The following is a 20,884-nucleotide window of genomic DNA, read 5'->3' on the forward strand; positions in this document are numbered from 1 at the left end:
AGGATCCCCCGCACACATTGTCCCTTCCTGACCTACTCCTGGAACGAATCAAGAGTTCCCGGCGTCTGTCCGATGGGGGGAGGTCAATGGCGAAGTCCGGATGAACTCCGGCGGCCCAATGGGGGGTCCGTGCAACTCCCCTCTGCCTTATGACGCATCATGAGGTGATCACATCGGAGCCTCGGGCTCCCATCCGCCCGAGGAGAAACGCACCGCATGACCAGGCGAAACGGTTATGCCCTGCTGTCCGCGATCATCGCCCTGATCGTCGCGGTGTCCGCCGCCATATACGTCGGGGTCGCCTCCGACGAGGGCAGCGCCACCGGCCGGAGTACCCCGACCAGGCAAGGCACCCAGCGCGGCCCCGCCGCCCCCGCCTCCACCGGCATCTGGGTCGGCGCCTGGTCCGCCTCCCCGGTCGGCGCCGAGGCCGGGACCGAGGTGCGCGGCATGGCGGGCAGCTCGGTGCGCAACGTCGTGCACACCAGCGTCGGCGGTACGAGTTCCCGCATCACGCTGTCCAATCTGTACGGCCAGTCGGCGCTGACGATCACGCACGCGTCGATCGCGGTGGCGGCCTCCGCCGGAAGCGCGGCCGCCGTCACGGACACCATGCGGCGGCTGACCTTCGGCGGCAACGCCACGGTCGTCGTCCCGCCCGGACAGCAGGTGCTGAGCGACGCCGTGCGTCTCGTGATCCCGGCGGACGCCGACATCCTGGTCACCACCTACTCTCCCACCCCGTCCGGCCCGGTCACCTTCCATCCGCACGCCCGCCAGATCAGCTTCATCGCCCAGGGCGACGTCACCGAGGACGCGACGGGGGTCGCGTACACCGGGCGGACCAGCGTCTGGCGCTACGTGACCGCGCTGGACGTCCTCAGCCACGAGTCCAACGGGACCGTCGTGGTCTTCGGCGACTCGCTGACCGACGGCATCACGTCCACCGAGAACGCCAACCGCCGCTGGACGGACGTCCTCTCGCGCCGGCTGCGCGCGGCGGTCGCGGCCCGGGAGGACGTGCCGCGCTACAGCGTCGTCAACCAGGGCATCAGCGGCAATCAGATCCTCGCCAGCGGCGCCGGGCGTCCCGCGGACAACCAGGCGGGCGTCGGCCGCTTCCGCCGCGACGTCCTCTCCCGTACGAACGTCAAGGTCGTCGTCATCGCCCTCGGCGTCAACGACATCCTGCGCAATCCGAACCTCGCCGACCCCGACCGCATCCTCGACGGCATGCGCGCCCTGGTCCGCCAGGCCCACGCCCGCGGCCTGAAGGTCGTCGGCGCGACCCTGATGCCCTTCCAGGGCCACCGCGGCTACACCGACGCCCGCGAGAACGTGCGTCAGCAGATCAACGCCGAGATCCGGGCCGGCAAGGTCTTCGACGCGGTCGCCGACTTCGACGAGGCCCTGCGGGACCCGTACAACCCCCGCAAGTTCCGCCCCGACTACGACTCGGGCGACCACCTCCACCCGAGCGACAAGGGCTACGAACAGATGGCGGAAGCCTTCAACCTCCAGGACCTGAAGGGCGCGGCTCCGGCGAAGCTGTAGCGCAGGAGCCGCGGGACGGCGGCGATCAGTCCTCGTACTCCTCGTCGCGCCCGGCCCCTCGCAGCTCCCGGCGCTCCGCCTTCCGCTCAAGCTTCTCCCGCCGCCGCTCCTCGCGGAGCTCCTGCTTCTGCGAGCGCGTCAGCTTCCGCTCGACCCCGACGCCGCCCCAGAAGGCGAACCCGGTCACGACCACCCGAGGTGCCCCGGGGTCGCCCGGCGCCCCCTCCTCACGGTGATCGAAGCCCCCCATGATCCCGATCCCGCGCACCTCGACCTCGACGCCGGGCGGCACGGTCACCTCGATCCCGCCCATGATCGCGACGCAGTTGATCTCGATCACCCGGTCCGCGAAGTTCGCCTCGCGCAGATCGATCTCCCCGCCGCCCCAGAAGGCGAAGCAGTTGAACCGCTTCGGCGCCGTCCACCGCCCCTTGCGCTGGAACCCCGACATCACGGCGACACCCCAGGTCGAGGATCCCTCGCCGCCGACGATCCGGTCGGCCCAGTTCCCGTCCGACGCCTCGGGCTTCTTGATCATGTCGACCTTCGGCACGGCCACCGTGCCGACGGGCAGATCCCGGGTGATCGGCGCCAGATCGCCGTACGTACGGGCCTTGTACGTCGCGTCCAGGCGTTCCTCGAACTCGTCCATGTCGAGCCGCCCCTCCGCCAGGGCCTCCCGCAGGACCTCGGTGACTCGTTCACGATCGGCGTCGGAGGCGCGCAGCTCCGGGACTTCGTCGGTCATGTAGAGCAGCCTACGAGCAACCCCGGCCCGGGGCTACGAGATCGCCCGCTCGGCCTGCTCCGGCGGGGGTTTGGGGGTGTCCCCCAATGAATGCAGCATTTTGGCGATCACGGCCTCGATGTCGGGCTCCCGCACCGACAGATCCGCCAACGGATACTCCGCCGCGATCCGCGCCACCAGCACCGCCGCCGACTCGGCCGCCGGGAACGCCAGCCACTGCCGCGGCCCCTCCACCTTCACCACGCGCGCGGGCGGCGCCTCGATCGGCGGCAGCTCGCGCTCCAGGTCGACCACCAGGATCCGCTCGCTCTCGCCCACCTCGTGCAGCCCGGCGAGCGGACCGTCGTACATCAGCCGGCCGTGGTCGATGACCATCACCCGTGAGCACAACTGCTCGATGTCCTGGAGATCGTGCGTGGTCAGCAGGACCGTGGTGCCGCGCTCGGTGTTCAACTCCCGCAGGAACTCCCGGACCCTGGACTTCGAGATCACGTCCAGACCGATCGTCGGCTCGTCCAGGTACAGCACCTCGGGATCGTGCAGCAGCGCCGCCGCGATGTCGCCGCGCATCCGCTGGCCGAGCGAGAGCTGGCGTACGGGGACGTCCAGCAGTGCGTCCAGGTCGAGGAGTTCGACGAGCCGGTCGAGGTTCTCGCGGTAACGGCCGTCCGGGATGCGGTACATGCGGTGCATCAGCTTGTACGAGTCGATCAGCGGCAGGTCCCACCACAACGTCGTGCGCTGCCCGAACACCACCCCGATGCGGTGCGCGAGCCGGGTGCGTTCGCGGGACGGGTCGATGCCGGCCACGCGCAGGCGGCCGCCGCTGGGGGTCAGGATCCCGGTCAGCATCTTGATCGTCGTCGACTTGCCGGCGCCGTTCGGCCCGATGTAGCCCACCATCTCGCCGCGTGCCACGCGGAAGGAGATCGAGTCCACGGCCCGCACCTGACGCCGCTCCCGCTTCATGAAGCCGGTCTTCCTGCGCACGTCGAAGACCTTCTCGACGCCGTCGAGTTCGATGAACGCCTCGTCCCGCATGCCCTGCCCCTAACTCCCCGTACTCCGATACGACCGCAGCCCGGCCCGCCACGCCAGACCGGCCGCCGCACAACACACCGCCGCCACCAGCGGCGAGGCGAAGGCCGTCCACTCGGGCAGGCCGATCGGGTACGGCCGCCCCAGCACATGGGCGGCGGGCACCCAGTTGACGAAGGCGAGCGGCAGCATGAAGGTCACCGCGCGCACCAGGTCCTTGCCGAACACGGTGGGCGGGTACTGCAGCAGCGTCGTCCCGCCGTACGTGAACGCGTTCTGCACCTCGGCGGCGTCCTGCGCGAGTATCTGGAAGGCCGCGCCCGCCACGAACAGCGCCGAGAAGATCGCCGCTCCGCTGACCACCATCACCGGCACCAGCAGCACCTTCGCGGCGGTCCAGTCGACGTCGACCGACACCAGCGCCCAGCCCAGCACCAGCGCACCCTGGGTGATCCGGCCCAGCCTGCGCAGCGCGAAGCGGTCCGCGCCGACCTGCGCGAGCACCGGCGCGGGACGCACCAGCAGCGTGTCGAAGGAGCCGTCGCGCATCCGGGCGCCGAGGACGTCCATCGAGCCCAGCACCAGGTCGGCGATCCCGAAGGCGGTGGCCGACAGCCCGTACAGGAAGGCGATCTCGGGCAGCGACCAGCCGCCGAGGGTGTCCACCTGCGAGAACATCAGCAGGATCGCCACGAAGTCGAGGCCGGTCACCAACAGGTTGCCGAGCACCGTGACGACGAAGGAGGTGCGGTAGGTCATGCTGGAGCGCACCCACATCCCGGCGATCAGCCGGTAGGCCCGCAGCCCTTCGAGCAGAGCGCCGCGCTCAGCCACCCTGCACCACCACCCGCCGCGTCGCCGCCGACTGCAGCAGCCGCCCCGCCGCGAGCAGCGCCACCGCCCAGACCGCCTGGAAGGCGATCGCCCCGAGCGCGTCGGTCTCCCCCATCAGCACGTCCGCCGGCATCTGGAGCTGCGCCGCCCACGGCAGCGTCCGTACGATCTCGCCGAACACGCCCGGGAAGGCGTTCAGGGGCAGCACCATGCCCGAGAAGAAGATCCCGGTGATCATCAGGGCCTGGCTGACGCCCATGCCGTCCAGGAGCCAGAACACGCTCAGGGCGGCCAGATAGCGGATCGCGAAACTGACGACCGCCGCCAGCAGCAGCGTGATCACGAACGCGGCCCAGGGGGTGACGTCGGTCGGCAGCGCCATCGGGAAGAACAGCGCGCCGAACCCGAACGGGATCACGCCCCGCCCCAGCATCTGGAACAGCGCCCGCCCCATGTCCCCCGCCAGCCACCAGAGTTGGAGGTCGGCCGGCCGGTACAGGTCGACGGCGATCTCACCGGTGCGGATGCGCTCCATGAGGTCCTTCTCGGCGCCGCCGCCCTGGATGGCGAGCGTGGCGTAAAGGCACTGGCCCAGCCACACGTAGGTGACCGCCTGGGCCTGGTCGTACCCACCGAGTTGCGGTCTCTCGTCCCACAGCGCCAGATAGGTGTACACGAGGATCACACCGAAGACGGTGTTGGTGAACACACCGGCCGCGGTGGCCACCCGGTAGGTCGCGTACCTTCGGAATCCGCCTACCGCGACGGTCGCGTACAACCGCCACGAGCCCACATCCACAGCCCTCCTCGCCCGCGCCCGGCACCGAAGCGCAGGAGCCTAGTGCGCGGCCGGCGGGGGCTGCCAGCCAATTTCCGGGGACCCCGGCGGATGAGTCCGGTCACTTTCCGAGGACAGGCGCGTTTTCCGGGAACGGAGCGCCCGATACGAGAGTCTTCTATGGGGGCGCAGCAGGCGTACGAGGGCGTACGGGAACGTACGACGCGAAACAGGAGTCCGTGCACGACATGAGCGACGAGCCGCAGCCACAGCAGCAGCCGACCGGGAAGCCGAAGCGGCCGAAACGGACGGGCTGGCGGCGCATCATCCCGACCTGGCGCATGGTGCTGGGCACCTTCGTCATCGGCGTACTGCTGGTCGTCGGTCTGTTCTTCCTCGGCTACTCGCTGGTCAAGATCCCGCCGGCCAACGCGCTCGCCACCAAGCAGGCCAACGTCTACATGTACGCGGACGGCTCGGTGATCGCCCGCGACGGCCAGGTCAACCGGGAGAACGTCACCCTCGCGCGGATCTCCAAGGACGCCCAGCACGCGATCCTGGCCGCCGAGGACCGGGACTTCTACACCGAGTCCGCCGTCGACCCCAAGGCGATGCTGCGCGCCGCCTGGAACACGGCCACCGGCAAGGGCAAGCAGTCCGGCTCCACGATCACCCAGCAGTACGTGAAGAACTACTACCTGCGCCAGGAGCAGTCCGTCACCCGCAAGGCGAAGGAATTCATCATCGCGATCAAGCTGGATCGCGAGAAGAGCAAGAGCGAGATCCTCGAGGGCTACCTCAACACTAGCTTCTTCGGCCGCAACGCCTACGGCATCCAGGCCGCCGCCCAGGCCTACTACCGCATGGACGCCAAGGACCTCGACCCGGCCCGCGCCGCCTATCTGGCCGCGCTGGTCAACGCGCCCAGCGAGTACGACGTCATCGCCCACCCGGAGAACAAGTCGGCGGCCGTCGCCCGCTGGAACTACGTCCTGGACGGCATGGTCACCAAGGGCTGGCTCAGCGAGTCCGAGCGGGCGGGCATGAAGTTCCCGATGCCGAAGGAGGCCTCGACCTCCACCAACCTCTCCGGTCAGCGCGGCTACATCGTGCAGATCGTGAAGGACTATCTGACCCAGAACAAGATCGTCAGCGCGGAGGAGCTGGAGGCCGGCGGCTACCGGGTCACCACCACCCTGCAGAAGGACAGGCAGGACGCCTTCGTCGACGCCGTCAACGACAAGCTGATGTCCAAGCTGGACAAGAAGAACAACAAGGTCGACAACTACGTCCGCGCGGGCGGCGCCTCCGTCGACCCGAAGACCGGCAAGGTCGTCGCGATGTACAACGGCGTCGACTACGTCAAGCAGTACACCCCCAACGCCACCCGCAGGGACTTCCAGGTCGGCTCCACCTTCAAGCCGTTCGTGTTCACCTCGGCCGTGGAGAACGGCTCGACCACTCAGGACGGCCGCCAGATCACCCCGTACACCTTCTACGACGGCACCAACAAGCGCCCGGTGCAGGGCTGGACGGGCAGCTACGACCCGGCGAACGAGGACGACGTCTCCTACGGCGACATCACGGTGCGCGAGGCGACCGACAAGTCGGTCAACTCGGTGTACGCGCAGATGGCGGTCGACGTGGGCCCGGAGAAGGTGAAGGACACCGCGGTCGAGCTCGGCCTCCCGTCCGGCACCCCCGACCTCCAGCCCTACCCGTCGATCGCCCTGGGCACGGCCACCGCCAGCGTCCTGGACATGGCGGAGGCCTACGCGACGCTCGCCAACCACGGCCAGCACGGCACGTACACGATGATCGACAAGATCACCAAGGACGGCGCCGACGTCATCGAGCTGCCGGAGCGCAAGACCTCCCAGGTCATCAGCCGCGAGGCCGCCGACACCACGACCTCGGTGCTGCAGAGCGTCGTCGACAACGGCACCGCCACCGCGGCCCTGGCGGCCGGCCGGCCCGCGGCGGGCAAGACCGGTACGGCGGAGGAGGACACCGCCGCCTGGTTCGCCGGCTACACCCCCGACCTCGCCACCGTCGTCGCCGTCATGGGGCAGGACCCGGTCACGGCCAAGCACAAGTCGCTGTACGGCGTGATGGGCCTCGACCGCATCAACGGCGGCGGCGCGCCCACCGAGATCTGGGCCCAGTACACCGAGAAGGCGCTGAAGGGGAAGCCGGTCGAGGACTTCGACCTGCAGCTCGCGGAGGGCGCCGACATCCCCCAGTACCCGACGACCGACCCCACCCGGGGCGATGACGACGACACCGGCGGGCAGGACAACGGCGGCACCACCGGTGACACGACGACCGGCGGCCAGGACACCGAGGGCCAGACCGGGGGCGAGACCCCGGGCCAGACGGACGGCGGCACCACGGGCGACACGACCGGCGGCACCTCGGACGGCGGCACGACCACCGACGGCGGCACCACCGGCGACACCGACTCGGGCGGCACCACCGACGGGGGGACGACCACCGACGGCGGCACGACGGGCGACACCTCGACCGGGGGGACGGACACCGGAGGAGGTACGGGCGGCGACACGTCCACCGGCGGGAACGACACCGGCGGAGGCGGAGCGACGTCCGGAAACACGGCCGGGACGCTGAGCACGACCCGCAGACAGTGAGCGCCGGGGCTCAGTGACCGCTGGTCGCCTTGAGCCCCACCACGGCGACCAGCAGCAGGGACACGAAGAAGATCCGCGCGGCGGTGACGGGCTCCCCCAGCACCGCCATGCCGACCACCGCGGCACCGGCCGCGCCGATGCCCACCCACACGCCGTAGGCGGTGCCGATGGGCAGGGACCTCGCGGCGTAGGACAGCAGCAGCATGCTGGCGACGATGCCGGCGCCGGTGAACAGGCTGGGGACGAGCCGGGTGAATCCGTCGGTGTACTTCATGCCGACCGACCAGCCGACCTCGAGCAGACCGGCGACGATGAGCAGGACCCAGGCCATGGGGAACGCACCTTTCGCAAGGACGGAAACCTTTCGGTGCGTCGTCTTTGCGTTCACCCGGTACGGCGCGTCTCGTCGGGGTCTTTTCAAAGATAGCAAAAGGCGGCAAAAGGCTGACGAAAGGGGCTGGTGACCATGGTCACCAGCCCCTCGAAGCGTTCCATTACACGGAGAGCCCCGTCAGAGGTAGAGCCCCGTCGAGTCCTCCGACCCCTCGAACCGGTCGGCGGCCACGGCGTGCAGATCACGCTCGCGCATGAGCACATACGGGACCCCGCGCACCTCGACCTCGGCGCGGTCCTCCGGGTCGTACAGAACCCGGTCGCCGGGCTCCACGGTCCGTACGTTCTGCCCGACCGCGACTACCTCGGCCCACGCCAGCCGGCGGCCGACGGCCGCCGTGGCGGGGATCAGGATGCCGCCACCGGAACGCCGCTCGCCCTCGCTGGTGTCCTGCCGCACGAGTACACGGTCGTGCAGCATCCGGATGGGCAGCTTGTCGTGCTGGGTGCTGTGCTCGTTTCTCTTGGCGCTCACGCCTTGAACCTACCTGCCTTTTCCGCCCGCGTACGCCCTCGGGTCCGCCGCTCAGTCCCTGCGGCGCCGGGTGCCCAGGGCGAGCAGCCCGACGAGGCCGACCGCGACGAGCGCGACGGGCACGATGCGCTCCAGCCGGGGCGCGCCCTCCTCGTCGGTGAACTTGGCCGTCACCCCGCTCACGGCCCGGTTGACCTCGACATAGGCCCGTCCGAGCGTGTGGTCGATGTTCGAGACGACCTTGGCCTTGGCGTCGCCGACGATCGTCTTCGGGTGCACACGCACCCCGATCTCGTCGAGGGTCTCGGCCAGCGCTGCGCGGCGGGCTTTGATGTCCGCCTCGATCTGCGCCGGTGTTCTGGTGTCCGACGTGTCCGCCACCGTACGGCCTCCGAAGTGAAGCTGATGCTGTTTCCGGACAGTCTGTCAGCTCCACGCCGGACCGCACTGTCAGGCTCCCCGGTTACGCTGGTTCGATGAGCGAGCGACTCCAGCCGGGGGACGTGGCCCCCGCCTTCACCCTGCCCGACGCCGACGGCAACGAGGTGTCCCTGTCGGACCACAAGGGCCGCAAGGTCATCGTCTACTTCTACCCGGCCGCCCTGACGCCCGGCTGCACCAAGCAGGCCTGCGACTTCACGGACAACCTTCAGCTGCTGGCCGGCGCCGGCTACGACGTCATCGGTGTCTCCCCCGACCAGCCGGAGAAGCTCGCCAAGTTCCGCGAGAAGGAGTCCCTGAAGGTCACGCTGGTGGCGGACCCGGAGAAGTCCGTCACCGAGGCGTACGGGGCCTACGGCGAGAAGAAGAACTACGGCAAGACGTACATGGGCGTCATCCGGTCCACGGTCATCGTGGACGAGGAGGGCAAGGTCGAGCGGGCGCTGTACAACGTGCGGGCGACCGGCCACGTGGCGAAGATCATCAAGGATCTGGGGATCTGACGACCCGGCCCGGCCAGTAGCATGGCCGGGCAAGGTCACGCGGCCGTGGTGGAATTGGCAGTCACGCTGGGTTTAGGTCCCAGTGGGGTAACTCCCGTGAGGGTTCGAGTCCCTCCGGCCGCACCAACTACTGCGCGAGCAGCTCACGTACGACCGGCACCAGCGCCCGGAACGCCTTGCCCCGGTGGCTGATCGCGTTCTTCTCGTCCGGCGTCAGCTCGGCACAGGTCCTGCTCTCCCCCTCCGGCTGGAGGATCGGGTCGTACCCGAAGCCGTTGGTGCCGACGGGCGTGTGCCGCAGAGTGCCCCGCAACTGCCCCTCGACCACGCGTTCCGTGCCGTCCGGCAGGGCGAGTGCGGCCGCGCAGGCGAAGTGGGCGCCGCGGTGGGCGTCGTCGATGTCGCCCAGCTGGGCGAGGAGCAGGTCGAGGTTGGCCTGGTCGTCACCGTGCCGTCCGGCCCAGCGGGCCGAGAAGATGCCGGGGGCGCCGTTGAGCACGTCGACACACAGCCCCGAGTCGTCGGCGACGGCGGGCAGCCCGGTCGCCTGCGCCAGGGCATGGGCCTTCAACAGCGCGTTCTCGGCGAAGGTGACGCCGGTTTCCTTGACGTCGGGAATCTCCGGGTAGGCGTCCGCGCCGACGAGGTCGTGATCGAGACCTGCGTCGGCGAGGATCGCCCTGAGCTCGGTGATCTTTCCGGCGTTACGGGTGGCGAGGATGAGGCGGGTCATGGGGTCCAGTATCCCGGCCTCACCCGTAGTGGTTGCCCGTGGCCGGGGTTACGGCGTGCAGACCTTGGTCAGTTCGCCCGCCGCGTCCGTGACCGGGCTGATGTCGGGGGTCTCGTCGCCGTTCCTGACCGCGTCACGGACGTTGGTGACGGCCTGCTGGAGGTCGTCCACCGCCTTGTTGACGTCGGTGTTGTCCGTCTTGTCGCCGATCTTGTCGAGGTTCTGGTCGATGGAGGTCAGCGACTCCTCGAGCTGCGTCGGGTCGTTCGAGGCGCTCTCCACGGCCTGCTGGAGTTCCGTGACGCTGTCGGCGATCGCGTCGGCGGTCTGGACGCAGTCCAGCGCCTTGCTGACGGCATCGCAGCCCGTGGTCAGACCGACCGTCAGCCCGACTGCCGCGATGGCTGCGGCGGCTATGGCGGTACGGCTCCGGCGTCGTCGGCTCGTGGCCATGCTTGACGTTCCCCTCCCTGCACAGGCCTCGCAGGCCCCCGTGTCCACTGGCCGGGCGTACAGCGATGTGCCGTACGCCCGTACCCCTAGTGACGCCGGGAAGGGCCGCGCGGTTGCCCGCGGCTGCGGCTCTACTTGGCGCGTCCTTTACTTTTCGAGGACGGTATCAAGTGCCTTGCGCTGGAGTTCCGCCAGCTCCCCGCAGCCCGAAACCGCAAGGTCCAGAAGGGCGTTGAGCTCCTCGCGGGCGAAGGGCTCGGCCTCGGCGGTGCCCTGGACCTCGACGAAGCGGCCGTCGCCGGTGCAGACGACGTTCATGTCGGTGTCGGCCTTCACGTCCTCCTCGTAGCACAGGTCGAGGAGCGGGACGCCGCCGACGATGCCGACCGAGACGGCGCTGACCGTGCCGGTGAGCGGCTTGCGGCCGGGCTTGATCAGCTTCCGGCCCTGGGCCCAGGCGACGGCGTCGGCGAGGGCGACGTAGGCGCCGGTGATGGCCGCGGTGCGGGTGCCGCCGTCGGCCTGGAGGACGTCGCAGTCGAGCACGATCATGTTCTCGCCGAGCGCCTTGTAGTCGATGACCGCACGCAGGGAGCGGCCGATGAGGCGGCTGATCTCATGCGTACGGCCACCGATCTTGCCCCGGACGGACTCGCGGTCGCCGCGGGTGTTGGTGGCGCGGGGCAGCATGGCGTACTCCGCGGTGACCCAGCCCTCGCCGCTGCCCTTCCGCCAGCGCGGGACGCCTTCGGTGAAGGAGGCGGTGCACAGGACCTTCGTGTCACCGAAGGAGACGAGGACGGAGCCCTCCGCGTGCTTGCTCCAGGCGCGTTCGATGGTGACCGGGCGGAGCTGCTCGGGGGTGCGCCCGTCGATTCGAGAAATTGAGGAGGTAGCTGCCATGGCGTGAGCCTAGCCCGACATGTGGAAGGGGCCGCTCCCGCGGCTTCGATCGCCTGGGAGACGGCCCCTTCGGTGAGCTCACGGCTCACATCATGTCTTCGATCTCCGCCGCGATCGGGTCGGCGTCGGTGCCGATGACGACCTGGATGGCGGTGCCCATCTTCACGACGCCGTGTGCGCCGGCGGCTTTCAGGGCGGCCTCGTCGACCAGCGAGGCGTCGCTGACCTCGGTGCGCAACCGGGTGATGCAGCCCTCGATCTCCTCGATGTTGTCGATGCCACCGAGCCCGGCGACGATCTTCTCAGCCTTGCTGGCCATGTGCCTTCTCCCTGATCCGAACCGCTTTGTCGCAGTAACCCACAGTTGGCCCATCTTCGCGAGCGGTCCCCTCGTCTGTACCGAAGGATGGCGTTCACGACAGCGGAACCGTCCGTCAACTGGTCTACACCACCTTACCGAGGGGCGTCCATGAGTGCCGACAGCTCCGCCATCAGCCCCGCGCGCGCCCGTTGGAACAGGGCGTTCCAGGGGCTGCAGAAAATGGGGCGCAGCCTCCAGCTCCCGATCGCCGTACTGCCCGCCGCCGGCATCCTCAACCGCCTTGGCCAGCCTGACGTGTTCGGCGACGACGGGCTCGGCTGGACCGATGTCTCCAAGGTGATGGTGGGCGCGGGCGGCGCGCTGCTCGACGGTTCGCTCGGTCTGCCGCTGCTGTTCTGCGTGGGTGTGGCCATCGGCATGGCGAAGAAGTCCGACGGCTCGACGGCGCTGGCGGCGGTCGCGGGGTTCCTCGTCTACTACAACGTGCTGCGCCAGTTCCCGGAGGACTGCCCCGGGGGCTCGAAGGCGGTCCCGAACGTCGGCTGCCAGCTGCAGGACGGCACGGTCACCGTCTTCGAGTACCAGAACCCGGGCGTCTTCGGCGGCATCGTGATCGGCCTGCTGGCCGCGTTCTTCTGGGCCCGCTTCCACCGTACGAAACTGGTGGACTGGCTCGGCTTCTTCAACGGCCGGCGACTCGTGCCGATCATCATGGCGTTCGTGGCGATCGCGTTCGCGGCGCTGTGCCTGTGGGTGTGGCCGCCGATCGGCGACGCGCTGGAGAGCTTCAGCGACTGGATGGACGGCCTGGACGCCTGGGGCGCGGGCGTGTTCGGCGTCGCCAACCGCGCGCTGCTGGTCGTGGGCCTGCACCAGTTCCTCAACGTGCCCATCTGGTTCCAGTTCGGCAGCTACACCAAGCCGGACGGCACGGTGGTGCACGGTGACATCAACATGTTCCTCGCGGGCGACCCGGACGCCGGCCAGTTCACCTCGGGCTTCTTCCCGATCATGATGTTCGCGCTGCCCGCGGCGGCCCTCGCCATCACGCACTGCGCGAAGCCCGGCCGCCGCAAGGAGGTCGGCGGCCTGATGCTGTCGGTGGCGCTGACGTCGTTCGTCACCGGCATCACGGAACCGATCGAGTACTCGTTCCTCTTCGTCGCCCCGCTGCTTTACGCGGTGCACGCGCTGCTGACCGGTGTGTCGATGGCGGTGACCTGGGCGCTGGGCGTGCACGACGGGTTCAGCTTCTCCGCCGGGCTGATCGACTACATCATCAACTGGAACCTCGCCACGAAGCCCTGGGCGATGATTCCGATCGGCCTGTGCTTCGCCGTCGTCTATTACGTGATCTTCCGTTTCGCGATCACGAAGTTCGATCTCAGGACTCCGGGCAGGGAGCCCGAGGACCAGGTCGAGGACGTCACAAAGGTCTGAAATAGGGCTTGATAACGGTCCAGAAAACCCTTGGGAATCGCGGGTTCCTTATCTCCCCTTCATCGTGCTACAACAGGTCTACACCACTGAGTGGTGTAGACCACCACCCGATGGAGGAAGTCTATGAGCACCGCCACCTCGCCAACGGCGGCCCCCACAAAGAAGTGGGGATCCGGTCTTTTCCAGGGCCTGCAGAAGGTCGGCCGCAGCCTTCAGCTCCCGATCGCCGTGCTCCCGGCCGCGGGGCTGCTGCTCCGCTTCGGTCAGCCCGACGTGTTCGGCAAGGACGGACTCGGCTGGGACAAGGTCGCCGCCGTGTTCGCCACCGCCGGTGGCGCGATCTTCGACAACCTGCCGATGCTGTTCTGTATCGGTGTCGCGATCGGCTTCGCCAAGAAGTCGGACGGCTCGACGGCCCTGGCGGCGCTGGTCGGCTTCCTGGTCTACAGCAACGTGCTGAAGGCGTTCCCGGTCACCGAGGCGAAGGTCCAGGCCGGCGCGGACATAGCCGCGACCTACAACAACCCCGGTGTCCTCGGCGGCATCATCATGGGTCTGCTGGCCGCCGTGCTGTGGCAGCGCTACCACCGCACCAAGCTGGTCGACTGGCTCGGCTTCTTCAACGGCCGCCGCCTGGTCCCGATCATCATGGCCTTCGTCGGCACCGTCATGGGCGTCTTCTTCGGCCTGGTCTGGGAGCCGATCGGTGAGGTCATCGCCGACTTCGGCGAGTGGATGACCGGTCTCGGCGCCGTCGGCGCGGGTCTGTTCGGTCTGATCAACCGCGCGCTGATCCCGGTCGGCATGCACCAGTTCGTGAACACCGTCTCCTGGTTCCAGCTCGGTGACTTCAAGGACGCCGCCGGTGAGATCGTGCACGGCGACCTGAACCGCTTCTTCGCGGGTGACCCGACCGCCGGTCAGTTCATGTCGGGCTTCTTCCCGATCATGATGTTCGGTCTGCCGGCCGCCGCCATCGCCATCGCCCACTGCGCCCGCCCCGAGCGCCGCAAGGCCGTGATGGGCATGATGATCTCGCTCGCGCTGACCTCCTTCGTGACCGGTGTGACCGAGCCGATCGAGTTCGCGTTCATGTTCATCGCCCCGGTGCTGTACGTGATCCACGCGGTGCTCACCGCCCTGTCGATGGCGATCACCTGGGCGCTCGGCGTCCACGCGGGCTTCACCTTCTCCGCGGGCTTCATCGACTACGCGCTGAACTGGAACCTGGCGACCAGGCCATGGATGATCATCCCGATCGGCCTGGTCTTCGCGGCGATCTACTACTCCGTCTTCCGCTTCGCCATCACCAAGTGGAACCTCCCCACCCCGGGCCGCGAGCCCGAGGAGGAGCTCGAGGACCTCACCAAGGCGTGAGTTACAGCCGTAAGGCACTGAGCCGTACGGCATGACGAAGGCCCCGGAACCGAATTGGTTCCGGGGCCTTTCTCGCGCATACGGGCCTGAGCCCCGTACGGACTGTGTTCGAGAGGTTAGATCTCGTACGTCTGCCTCGGCGCCGCGAGCTCCACCGGACCGTCGTAGACCTCGCGCGCGTCGGCCAGGTTGACCTGGGGATCGGTCCACGGCGGGATGTGGGTGAGCACCAGACGGCGGGCACCCGCGCGGGCCGCCGACTGACCTGCCTCGCGGCCGTTGAGGTGCAGGTCGGGGATGTTCTCCTTGCCGTGCGTGAAGGCGGCCTCGCACAGGAACAGGTCGGCGTCGCGGGCGAGTTCGTCCAGGGACGTGCTGATGCCCGTGTCACCGGAGTAGGTCAGGGTCTTTCCACCGTGCTCGATGCGGATGCCGTACGCCTCCACCGGATGGGCCACGCGTTCCGTGTGCACCAGGAACGGGCCGATCTCGAAGGTGGAGGGCTTGACCGTGTGGAAGTCGAAGACCTCGCTCATGGACGAGGCGGTGGGGGTGTCGGCGTAGGCGGTGGTCAGGCGCTGTTCGGTGCCCTCGGGTCCGTAGACCGGGATCGGGTCGCAGCGGCCGCCGTCGTGCCGGTAGTAGCGCGCGACGAAGTACGCGCACATGTCGATGCAGTGGTCGGCGTGCAGATGACTGAGGAAGATCGCGTCGAGGTCGTAGAGACCGCAGTGGCGCTGCAGCTCGCCAAGGGCACCGTTGCCCATGTCGAGAAGCAACCGGAAGCCGTCGGCCTCGACGAGGTAGCTCGAGCAGGCCGATTCCGCGGACGGGAACGACCCCGAGCAGCCGACGACGGTGAGCTTCATGAAACAGAAACCTCCGCTGGCGGGAAATCCAGAAGATCGGGAATTGGGGCGTCGGGGGTCGTGCGGTTTGTCGAGCGTAAGGCGCAAAACCTCCGGTCGCTCCTCCGCAAAGGTCTGTTGTGGGCGAACTCACCTGTGGTGTCACGCGTTCGGCTGGATACGCGGCGCGAGAAACGAGAGGTGCGTGCGAAGCACTCGCACAAGGGTGGTGAGAGCGACGGGTGGGAGCGGGAGAACGCGGGCGCGGGTGGGGGCGCACCGGTACCTTCGTCCGCATGGACACGTCCTGGTGGTTGGCGCTCGCGGCGGTGGTACTGCTCGCGCTGGTCGCCACGCTCGTGGACGGGTGGGGACGCGGACGGCGGCCGAAAGGGCGACGGACCCGGCCGCCGGGGAGGCCCGGACGGCGCACGCCGGCCCGTCCGGTGCCCGCCGAGATCTGGTGGGCGAGGGTGCCCTACGAGGACGGGCCGGGGGCCAAGGACCGGCCGTGTCTGGTGCTGGCGGTGCGCGGGCAGCAGGTCACCGTCGCGAAGATCACCAGCAAGTACCGCGACGAACGGTACGGCGTGATTCCACTGCCGCCGGGTGCGGTCGGGGACGCCCGCGGCCGGGCGAGCTTCCTGGAGACGGCCGAGCTGCGGCACGTACCGGTGGCGGACTTCCGGCGGCGGGTCGGGGTGATGGACCCGGTCGTGTGGGACCAGGTCCGTCACCTCTCACCTTAGGGCGCCGTCACTCGCCCCGAGCCGGCGGACCGGCTCACGCCCAGAGCTGCCCCTGGAGCGTCTCGATGGCCTCTTCGGTGGACGCGGCGGTGTAGACGCCGGTCGAGAGGTACTTCCAGCCGCCGTCGGCCACGACGAACACGATGTCGGCGGACTCCCCCGCCGCCAGCGCCTTCTTTCCGACACCGATCGCGGCGTGCAGGGCGGCGCCCGTGGAGATGCCCGCGAAGATGCCCTCCTGCTGGAGGAGTTCACGGGTGCGGGTGACCGCGTCGGCCGAGCCGACCGAGAAGCGGGTGGTCAGGACGGAGGCGTCGTACAGCTCGGGAACGAAGCCCTCGTCGAGGTTGCGCAGGCCGTACACCAGGTCGTCGTAGCGCGGTTCCGCCGCGACGATCTTCACGTCCGCCTTCTGCTCGCGCAGGAAGCGGCCGACGCCCATCAGGGTGCCGGTGGTGCCGAGGCCCGCGACGAAGTGCGTGATCGAGGGGAGGTCGGCGAGGATCTCCGGGCCGGTCGTGGCGTAGTGCGCGCCCGCGTTGTCCGGGTTGCCGTACTGGTAGAGCATCACCCAGTCCGGGTGCTCGGCCGAGAGTTCCTTGGCGACCCGTACGGCGGTGTTGGAGCCGCCCGCGGCGGGGCTGGAGATGATCTCCGCGCCCCACATGCCGAGCAGGTCGCGGCGCTCCTGCGAGGTGTTCTCGGGCATCACGCACACCATGCGGTAGCCCTTGAGCTTGGCCGCCATGGCCAGCGAGATGCCGGTGTTGCCGCTGGTCGGCTCCAGGATCGTGCAGCCCGGGGTGAGCCGGCCGTCCTTCTCCGCCTGCTCGATCATGTGCAGGGCGGGGCGGTCCTTGACCGAGCCGGTGGGGTTGCGGTCCTCCAGCTTGGCCCAGATGCGGACGTCCTCGGACGGCGACAACCGCGGCAGGCACACCAGAGGGGTGTTGCCCACCGCGGCGAGCGGGGAGTCGTAGCGCATTCGGATCAGGCCATACCGCCGGCCACGGCCGGCAGGATCGTGACGTTGTCGCCGTCGGCCAGCTTGGTGTTGATGCCGTCGAGGAAGCGGACGTCCTCGTCGTTCAGATAGACGTTGACGAAGCGGCGCAGCTGGCCGTCGTCCACGATGCGGGCGTGGATGCCCGCGTGCCGGCTCTCGAGGTCGGTGAACAGCTCGGCGAGGGTGTCACCGCTGCCCTCCACCGCCTTCTGACCGTCGGTGTAGGTGCGGAGGATGGTGGGGATGCGGACCTCGATGGCCATGGCTCAGGGCTCCTGTCGGGAGTAGTCAGTCGGGGGCGCGCGGCAGCGCAGTACAGCGGAGGTGGTGCGTGTGTGAGGCGCCGCGGCTCACGGCCGTACGGCGGCAGGGTGTCGCGTCAACAGATGGCGCTGGCGAGCCTGCACAGGTCGACGTGCAGCCGCGCCACGAGCAGCATGCCCGGCGTCTTCTCGCTCACGTCGTCGAAAACCATGGGGTCATCGTATCGATTCCCGGTCCGGCTTTTGGAATGTGATCCCACATCGCGGACGGTTGAGGGCCGAGGAGTGAGACCGCGCTGTTCAGACCGACTCAGTACGCCTCGACGACCTTGACCTCCTCCTCCGTCACCTCGCCGTCGACGATCCGGTAGGAGCGGAACTGGAAGTCGCCCAGGCCGTCGGTGTCGGCGGTGGAGACGAGGACGTAGTGGGCGCCGGGCTCGTTGGCGTAGGAGATGTCGGTGCGCGAGGGGTGGGCCTCGGTGGCGGTGTGGGAGTGGTAGATGACCACCGGCTCCTCGTCGCGGTCGTCCATCTCGCGGTAGAGCCTGAGCAGGTCGCCGGAGTCGAACTCGTAGAACGTGGGCGACATCGCCGCGTTCAGCATCGGGATGAACCGCTCGGGCCGGTCCGAGCCGGCCGGGCCCGCGACGACGCCGCACGCCTCGTCGGGGTGGTCCTTGCGCGCGTGGGCGACGATCTGGTCGACGAGGGCCTGGGTGATGGTCAGCATGTTCGTCAGGATAGACAGAGGGGCCGCTCCGTACCGAGGGATGGTACGGAGCGGCCCATATACCGGACGCCCTGAGCGGCGGCCGTCGGGAGCGCCACGAGTGCTCCCGACGGCGGGACGTCCTGGACAAGCAGCTCGGCAACGCCCCTAAAGGGGCGCGGGGAACTGCGCGACCAGCCACAGCGGCGCCGCAGACAACGGACGGCCTTTTGTGGCAATCACCTCACGGGCTCTTTCAGCGAAGCGTCCAGCTCGGGCTCATCGCCGCCGCGATCCGCGATCTGCGGGTTGCGGTTCTTGAGGATCGCCCAGCCGACGCCCAGGGCGACGGCCCAGCCGGCCGCGACGTACAGGCAGATCCGCGCGTCCTTGTCGTACGCGATCATGAAGGTCACGCCGATGAGGAAGAGCAGCGCGACCCAGCTGAAGACCGCCCCGCCGGGAGCGGGGAAGGACGAGGCGCGCAGCCGGCCGGCGTCGACCGCGGCGCGGTAGCGGATGTGGCTGACCAGGATCATCATCCAGGTCCAGATGCCCGCCGCGGTGGCGACCGAGGTGACGTAGAGGAACGCCTTCTCGGGGACGACGTAGTTCAGGACGACGCCGATGCCCATGAGCGCCACGGAGACCGTGATGCCGACGGCGGGCGTCTTGCGGGCGTTGAGCCTGCCGAAGGCCTGCGGGGCCTCGCTGTTGGCGGCGAGGTCGCGCAGCATCCGGCCGGTCGAGTACATGCCCGAGTTGCAGGACGACAGGGCCGCGGTGAGCACCACGAAGTTGACGATGCCCGCGGCGAGCGGGATGCCGATCTTGCCGAACGCGTGGACGAACGGGCTCTCGCCCGCGGTGAACTCGGTCCACTTCACGACGGACAGGATGACCAGCAGCGCGCCGACGTAGAAGACGATGATGCGCCAGGGCAGGGTGTTGATGGCCTTGGGTAGGGTCTTCTCGGGGTTCTCGGACTCGCCCGCGGTGACGCCGACGAGCTCGACGGCGAGGTAGGCGAACATGACGCCCTGGAGCGTCATCAGGCTGGAGCCGATGCCGTTCGGGAAGAAGCCGTCGTGCGACCAGAGGTTGGAGACGGCGGCGGTGTCACCGGCGTCGGAGAAGCCGAGGGTGAGCACGCCGAGGCCGATGACGATCATGCCGATGATGGCCGTGACCTTGATCATCGAGAACCAGAACTCGACCTCGCCGAAGATCTTGACGGAGATCAGGTTGACGCCGAAGAGCACCACCAGGAACACCAGGGCGCTGACCCATTGCGGGATCTCGGGGAACCAGAAGTGGATGTAGATCGCGGCGGCCGTGAGTTCGGCCATGCCGGTGACCACCCACATGAGCCAGTACGTCCATCCCGTGGCGAACCCGAAGAACGGGCCGAGGAATTCGCGGGCGTACTCGGCGAAGGAGCCGGAGACGGGCCGGTAGAGGAGCAGTTCGCCCAGGGCCCGCATGATGAAGAAGATGACGACGCCCGCGAGGGCGTACATGAGGATGATGCTGGGGCCGGCCTTCGCGATGTTCGCTCCGGCACCCATGAACAGCCCGACACCGATGGCGCCGCCGATCGCGATCATCTGGACCTGACGGCTGCCCAGGCCTCGCTCGTACCCCTCTTCCGGGGCACTCGTGGCCTTCTCGTCAGTGACCTTCGCAGAGGTCATGTGTAGTGCGCCTTTCTCCATGCCGACCCGGGCCTTCGGCGGCCTCGGATCGGGTCTCGATCCCCCCGGATTGCTGGAGCTGTGCCCGGCCGACGATCCGTCGGCCACCTGGCGCACCCGGCCGAACATTCGGGTGGTGCTCGCCGGGCGGTCGTGAAGATTTATCACGGCCGCAACAGTGATCGGCCAAGGCGCTTGTGGCGCATCACACAGGAAGAACCGGACAAATACATCGCCGCCCCCCAGAGGGGGCGGCGGCGGTGACGCGATCGTTATCCGGATTTGAGCGTCCGCTGAGCGAACACAAAATCGTCACATATGACGATGAAAGCGGCACAAACTGCGCTCCCGAGGCAGCGTGAGCTACGGCATCAGCGTCCCGACCAGGGTCTCCTGGAGTCCGCCCAGCCATAGATACGCCATCACCATCGGCTTGCGCGGATCCTCGTCCGGGAGCCGGTAGAGCAGGTCGGTGTCGTCCTCGTCGGCGATGTCCAGCCGGGAGCCGATGGCCAGCCGCAGGTCGTTGAGGGCGCCGAGCCACTGCTGGGACTCCTCGACGGAGAGCTTCAGCACCGCGCCGCCCTCACCTGCGGAGGCATCGCTGAGCGAGTCCAGGGAGCGGACCACCATGAGCGCGTTGTCCCGCTTGCCGGCGCGCAGGTCGTTCTCGGTGTACCGGCGGAACTCCGCGGAGTACGCCCGCTGCTCCTCGGCCTCCTTGGCCTGCGGAGTGCCCTCGGGATCGCCGTACGCGTCCGGGAACAAACGCTTGAGGACCGGGTCGGCGGGCGGTTCGCTCGGGCCCTCGGCGAACAGCTCCGCGAGCGGGTCGTCGGGGGCGTCCTCGCCGGGGCCGGGGCCGATGAGCTCCAGGAGCTGCACGGCCAGCGACCGGATGATGGAGATCTCGACGTCGTCGAGGGCGACGGCCGCGCCGCCGCCGGGGAGCGGTTCGAAGGTTCCTGGCAT

24 protein-coding genes, 1 tRNA gene and 1 riboswitch are annotated in these 20,884 nt (G+C 68.8%); of the genes, 7 read left to right on the top strand and 18 right to left on the bottom strand.

Annotation, left to right across the window (positions count from 1 at the left end; translation table 11 throughout):
• Positions 1-216 precede the first annotated feature (216 nt).
• On the top strand, positions 217-1,554 hold the full coding sequence (locus ACFQ6S_RS38590) for an SGNH/GDSL hydrolase family protein (RefSeq protein ID WP_383420044.1): 1,338 nt from the start codon (positions 217-219) through the stop codon (positions 1,552-1,554).
• Between the two features lie 25 nt (positions 1,555-1,579).
• On the opposite strand, the gene ACFQ6S_RS38595 is transcribed toward ACFQ6S_RS38590, so the two are convergent.
• The 4 genes from ACFQ6S_RS38595 to ACFQ6S_RS38610 are packed head-to-tail and all read right to left on the bottom strand — an operon-like array spanning position 1,580 to position 4,967.
• Positions 1,580-2,302, bottom strand: a complete 723-nt coding sequence (locus ACFQ6S_RS38595; protein WP_383420045.1) for a DUF1707 domain-containing protein — start codon at positions 2,300-2,302, stop codon at positions 1,580-1,582.
• Between the two features lie 33 nt (positions 2,303-2,335).
• Positions 2,336-3,343 carry an ATP-binding cassette domain-containing protein gene (locus ACFQ6S_RS38600; RefSeq protein WP_383420047.1) on the bottom strand — a complete coding sequence of 336 codons (1,008 nt, stop codon included), beginning with the start codon at positions 3,341-3,343 and terminating at the stop codon, positions 2,336-2,338.
• A gap of 9 nt (positions 3,344-3,352) precedes the next feature.
• The gene (locus ACFQ6S_RS38605) at positions 3,353-4,174 is read right to left on the bottom strand and encodes an ABC transporter permease (protein ID WP_383420049.1); all 822 of its coding nucleotides are present in this window, start codon (positions 4,172-4,174) and stop codon (positions 3,353-3,355) included.
• The gene (locus ACFQ6S_RS38610) at positions 4,167-4,967 is read right to left on the bottom strand and encodes an ABC transporter permease (protein WP_383420270.1); all 801 of its coding nucleotides are present in this window, start codon (positions 4,965-4,967) and stop codon (positions 4,167-4,169) included. Before ACFQ6S_RS38610 ends, ACFQ6S_RS38605 begins: the two co-directional genes overlap by 8 nt.
• Positions 4,968-5,200: 233 nt before the next feature.
• Here ACFQ6S_RS38610 and ACFQ6S_RS38615 point away from each other — a divergent pair, with 233 nt between their 5' ends.
• Positions 5,201-7,600, top strand: coding sequence for a transglycosylase domain-containing protein (locus ACFQ6S_RS38615; RefSeq protein ID WP_383420051.1), 2,400 nt, complete (start codon positions 5,201-5,203; stop codon positions 7,598-7,600).
• A 10-nt stretch (positions 7,601-7,610) separates the two neighbouring features.
• Here the strand turns inward: ACFQ6S_RS38615 and ACFQ6S_RS38620 are convergent, their stop codons facing one another.
• The 3 genes from ACFQ6S_RS38620 to ACFQ6S_RS38630 form a co-directional block, all read right to left on the bottom strand.
• Complete coding sequence (locus tag ACFQ6S_RS38620; RefSeq protein ID WP_383420052.1) at positions 7,611-7,931, bottom strand: DMT family transporter; 321 nt, start codon at positions 7,929-7,931, stop codon at positions 7,611-7,613.
• Between the two features lie 35 nt (positions 7,932-7,966).
• Positions 7,967-8,038: riboswitch (guanidine-III (ykkC-III) riboswitch) on the bottom strand.
• Between the two features lie 73 nt (positions 8,039-8,111).
• Positions 8,112-8,468 carry a GroES family chaperonin gene (locus tag ACFQ6S_RS38625; protein ID WP_383420054.1) on the bottom strand — a complete coding sequence of 119 codons (357 nt, stop codon included), beginning with the start codon at positions 8,466-8,468 and terminating at the stop codon, positions 8,112-8,114.
• A 51-nt stretch (positions 8,469-8,519) separates the two neighbouring features.
• Complete coding sequence (locus tag ACFQ6S_RS38630) at positions 8,520-8,849, bottom strand: DUF3618 domain-containing protein (protein WP_383420055.1); 330 nt, start codon at positions 8,847-8,849, stop codon at positions 8,520-8,522.
• 95 nt (positions 8,850-8,944) lie between these two features.
• Here ACFQ6S_RS38630 and bcp point away from each other — a divergent pair, with 95 nt between their 5' ends.
• Both bcp and ACFQ6S_RS38640 read left to right on the top strand, forming a co-directional pair.
• Entirely contained in the window at positions 8,945-9,412 is a 468-nt protein-coding gene (gene bcp / locus ACFQ6S_RS38635) for a thioredoxin-dependent thiol peroxidase (RefSeq protein WP_383420057.1), read from the top strand.
• Between the two features lie 39 nt (positions 9,413-9,451).
• A tRNA-Leu gene (locus ACFQ6S_RS38640) sits at positions 9,452-9,538 on the top strand.
• Position 9,539: 1 nt separating this feature from the next.
• On the opposite strand, the gene rdgB is transcribed toward ACFQ6S_RS38640, so the two are convergent.
• The 4 genes from rdgB to ACFQ6S_RS38660 all read right to left on the bottom strand — a co-directional run bounded on the left by rdgB (position 9,540) and on the right by ACFQ6S_RS38660 (position 11,820).
• The gene (gene rdgB / locus ACFQ6S_RS38645) at positions 9,540-10,145 is read right to left on the bottom strand and encodes an RdgB/HAM1 family non-canonical purine NTP pyrophosphatase (protein ID WP_383420059.1); all 606 of its coding nucleotides are present in this window, start codon (positions 10,143-10,145) and stop codon (positions 9,540-9,542) included.
• Between the two features lie 48 nt (positions 10,146-10,193).
• Positions 10,194-10,598, bottom strand: a complete 405-nt coding sequence (locus tag ACFQ6S_RS38650; protein ID WP_383420061.1) for a hypothetical protein — start codon at positions 10,596-10,598, stop codon at positions 10,194-10,196.
• Positions 10,599-10,745: 147 nt separating this feature from the next.
• On the bottom strand, positions 10,746-11,483 hold the full coding sequence (gene rph, locus ACFQ6S_RS38655) for a ribonuclease PH (RefSeq protein ID WP_383420272.1): 738 nt from the start codon (positions 11,481-11,483) through the stop codon (positions 10,746-10,748).
• A 103-nt stretch (positions 11,484-11,586) separates the two neighbouring features.
• Positions 11,587-11,820, bottom strand: a complete 234-nt coding sequence (locus ACFQ6S_RS38660) for a glucose PTS transporter subunit EIIB (RefSeq protein WP_030610403.1) — start codon at positions 11,818-11,820, stop codon at positions 11,587-11,589.
• A 150-nt stretch (positions 11,821-11,970) separates the two neighbouring features.
• On the opposite strand from ACFQ6S_RS38660, the gene ACFQ6S_RS38665 reads away from it, so the two are divergent.
• Positions 11,971-13,263, top strand: coding sequence for a PTS transporter subunit EIIC (locus ACFQ6S_RS38665; RefSeq protein ID WP_383420063.1), 1,293 nt, complete (start codon positions 11,971-11,973; stop codon positions 13,261-13,263).
• A gap of 123 nt (positions 13,264-13,386) precedes the next feature.
• Complete coding sequence (locus ACFQ6S_RS38670; protein WP_383420065.1) at positions 13,387-14,640, top strand: PTS transporter subunit EIIC; 1,254 nt, start codon at positions 13,387-13,389, stop codon at positions 14,638-14,640.
• A 116-nt stretch (positions 14,641-14,756) separates the two neighbouring features.
• On the opposite strand, the gene ACFQ6S_RS38675 is transcribed toward ACFQ6S_RS38670, so the two are convergent.
• A complete protein-coding gene (locus tag ACFQ6S_RS38675; protein ID WP_383420067.1) occupies positions 14,757-15,509 on the bottom strand; it encodes an MBL fold metallo-hydrolase in 753 nt (250 codons plus the stop codon).
• A gap of 275 nt (positions 15,510-15,784) precedes the next feature.
• Between ACFQ6S_RS38675 and ACFQ6S_RS38680 the strand changes: the two genes are divergently transcribed.
• Positions 15,785-16,237, top strand: coding sequence for a type II toxin-antitoxin system PemK/MazF family toxin (locus ACFQ6S_RS38680; protein ID WP_383420069.1), 453 nt, complete (start codon positions 15,785-15,787; stop codon positions 16,235-16,237).
• Between the two features lie 34 nt (positions 16,238-16,271).
• On the opposite strand, the gene ACFQ6S_RS38685 is transcribed toward ACFQ6S_RS38680, so the two are convergent.
• From ACFQ6S_RS38685 to ACFQ6S_RS38710, 6 genes are all read right to left on the bottom strand, one after another.
• The gene (locus ACFQ6S_RS38685) at positions 16,272-17,222 is read right to left on the bottom strand and encodes a PLP-dependent cysteine synthase family protein (RefSeq protein WP_383420071.1); all 951 of its coding nucleotides are present in this window, start codon (positions 17,220-17,222) and stop codon (positions 16,272-16,274) included.
• A gap of 5 nt (positions 17,223-17,227) precedes the next feature.
• The gene (locus ACFQ6S_RS38690) at positions 17,228-17,506 is read right to left on the bottom strand and encodes a MoaD/ThiS family protein (protein ID WP_383420073.1); all 279 of its coding nucleotides are present in this window, start codon (positions 17,504-17,506) and stop codon (positions 17,228-17,230) included.
• A 116-nt stretch (positions 17,507-17,622) separates the two neighbouring features.
• Positions 17,623-17,718 carry a putative leader peptide gene (locus tag ACFQ6S_RS38695; protein ID WP_310736469.1) on the bottom strand — a complete coding sequence of 32 codons (96 nt, stop codon included), beginning with the start codon at positions 17,716-17,718 and terminating at the stop codon, positions 17,623-17,625.
• Positions 17,719-17,816: 98 nt separating this feature from the next.
• Positions 17,817-18,239, bottom strand: a complete 423-nt coding sequence (locus tag ACFQ6S_RS38700; protein ID WP_383420075.1) for a Mov34/MPN/PAD-1 family protein — start codon at positions 18,237-18,239, stop codon at positions 17,817-17,819.
• Between the two features lie 218 nt (positions 18,240-18,457).
• Positions 18,458-19,912: an amino acid permease gene (locus ACFQ6S_RS38705; protein WP_383420077.1), complete on the bottom strand. Its 1,455-nt coding sequence runs from the start codon at positions 19,910-19,912 to the stop codon at positions 18,458-18,460.
• Positions 19,913-20,275: 363 nt separating this feature from the next.
• A complete protein-coding gene (locus ACFQ6S_RS38710; protein ID WP_383420079.1) occupies positions 20,276-20,884 on the bottom strand; it encodes a DUF2017 domain-containing protein in 609 nt (202 codons plus the stop codon).

The sequence above is a fragment of the Streptomyces sp. NPDC056479 genome, from assembly GCF_042795335.1.
In the GTDB taxonomy this organism is placed as follows: Bacteria; Actinomycetota; Actinomycetes; order Streptomycetales; family Streptomycetaceae; genus Streptomyces.

Bases quoted from the DNA above. Each gene is read 5' to 3' on its own strand.
- ACFQ6S_RS38590 (WP_383420044.1), top strand. From the start codon at position 217: ATGACCAGGCGAAACGGTTATGCCCTGCTGTCCGCGATCATCGCCCTG.
- ACFQ6S_RS38595 (WP_383420045.1), bottom strand. From the start codon at position 2,302: ATGACCGACGAAGTCCCGGAGCTGCGCGCCTCCGACGCCGATCGTGAA.
- ACFQ6S_RS38600 (WP_383420047.1), bottom strand. From the start codon at position 3,343: ATGCGGGACGAGGCGTTCATCGAACTCGACGGCGTCGAGAAGGTCTTC.
- ACFQ6S_RS38615 (WP_383420051.1), top strand. From the start codon at position 5,201: ATGAGCGACGAGCCGCAGCCACAGCAGCAGCCGACCGGGAAGCCGAAG.
- ACFQ6S_RS38620 (WP_383420052.1), bottom strand. From the start codon at position 7,931: ATGGCCTGGGTCCTGCTCATCGTCGCCGGTCTGCTCGAGGTCGGCTGG.
- bcp (WP_383420057.1), top strand. From the start codon at position 8,945: ATGAGCGAGCGACTCCAGCCGGGGGACGTGGCCCCCGCCTTCACCCTG.
- rdgB (WP_383420059.1), bottom strand. From the start codon at position 10,145: ATGACCCGCCTCATCCTCGCCACCCGTAACGCCGGAAAGATCACCGAG.
- ACFQ6S_RS38650 (WP_383420061.1), bottom strand. From the start codon at position 10,598: ATGGCCACGAGCCGACGACGCCGGAGCCGTACCGCCATAGCCGCCGCA.
- ACFQ6S_RS38660 (WP_030610403.1), bottom strand. From the start codon at position 11,820: ATGGCCAGCAAGGCTGAGAAGATCGTCGCCGGGCTCGGTGGCATCGAC.
- ACFQ6S_RS38665 (WP_383420063.1), top strand. From the start codon at position 11,971: ATGAGTGCCGACAGCTCCGCCATCAGCCCCGCGCGCGCCCGTTGGAAC.
- ACFQ6S_RS38670 (WP_383420065.1), top strand. From the start codon at position 13,387: ATGAGCACCGCCACCTCGCCAACGGCGGCCCCCACAAAGAAGTGGGGA.
- ACFQ6S_RS38675 (WP_383420067.1), bottom strand. From the start codon at position 15,509: ATGAAGCTCACCGTCGTCGGCTGCTCGGGGTCGTTCCCGTCCGCGGAA.
- ACFQ6S_RS38680 (WP_383420069.1), top strand. From the start codon at position 15,785: ATGGACACGTCCTGGTGGTTGGCGCTCGCGGCGGTGGTACTGCTCGCG.
- ACFQ6S_RS38685 (WP_383420071.1), bottom strand. From the start codon at position 17,222: ATGCGCTACGACTCCCCGCTCGCCGCGGTGGGCAACACCCCTCTGGTG.
- ACFQ6S_RS38690 (WP_383420073.1), bottom strand. From the start codon at position 17,506: ATGGCCATCGAGGTCCGCATCCCCACCATCCTCCGCACCTACACCGAC.
- ACFQ6S_RS38695 (WP_310736469.1), bottom strand. From the start codon at position 17,718: ATGGTTTTCGACGACGTGAGCGAGAAGACGCCGGGCATGCTGCTCGTG.
- ACFQ6S_RS38700 (WP_383420075.1), bottom strand. From the start codon at position 18,239: ATGCTGACCATCACCCAGGCCCTCGTCGACCAGATCGTCGCCCACGCG.
- ACFQ6S_RS38705 (WP_383420077.1), bottom strand. From the start codon at position 19,912: ATGACCTCTGCGAAGGTCACTGACGAGAAGGCCACGAGTGCCCCGGAA.
- ACFQ6S_RS38710 (WP_383420079.1), bottom strand. From the start codon at position 20,884: ATGCCAGGAACCTTCGAACCGCTCCCCGGCGGCGGCGCGGCCGTCGCC.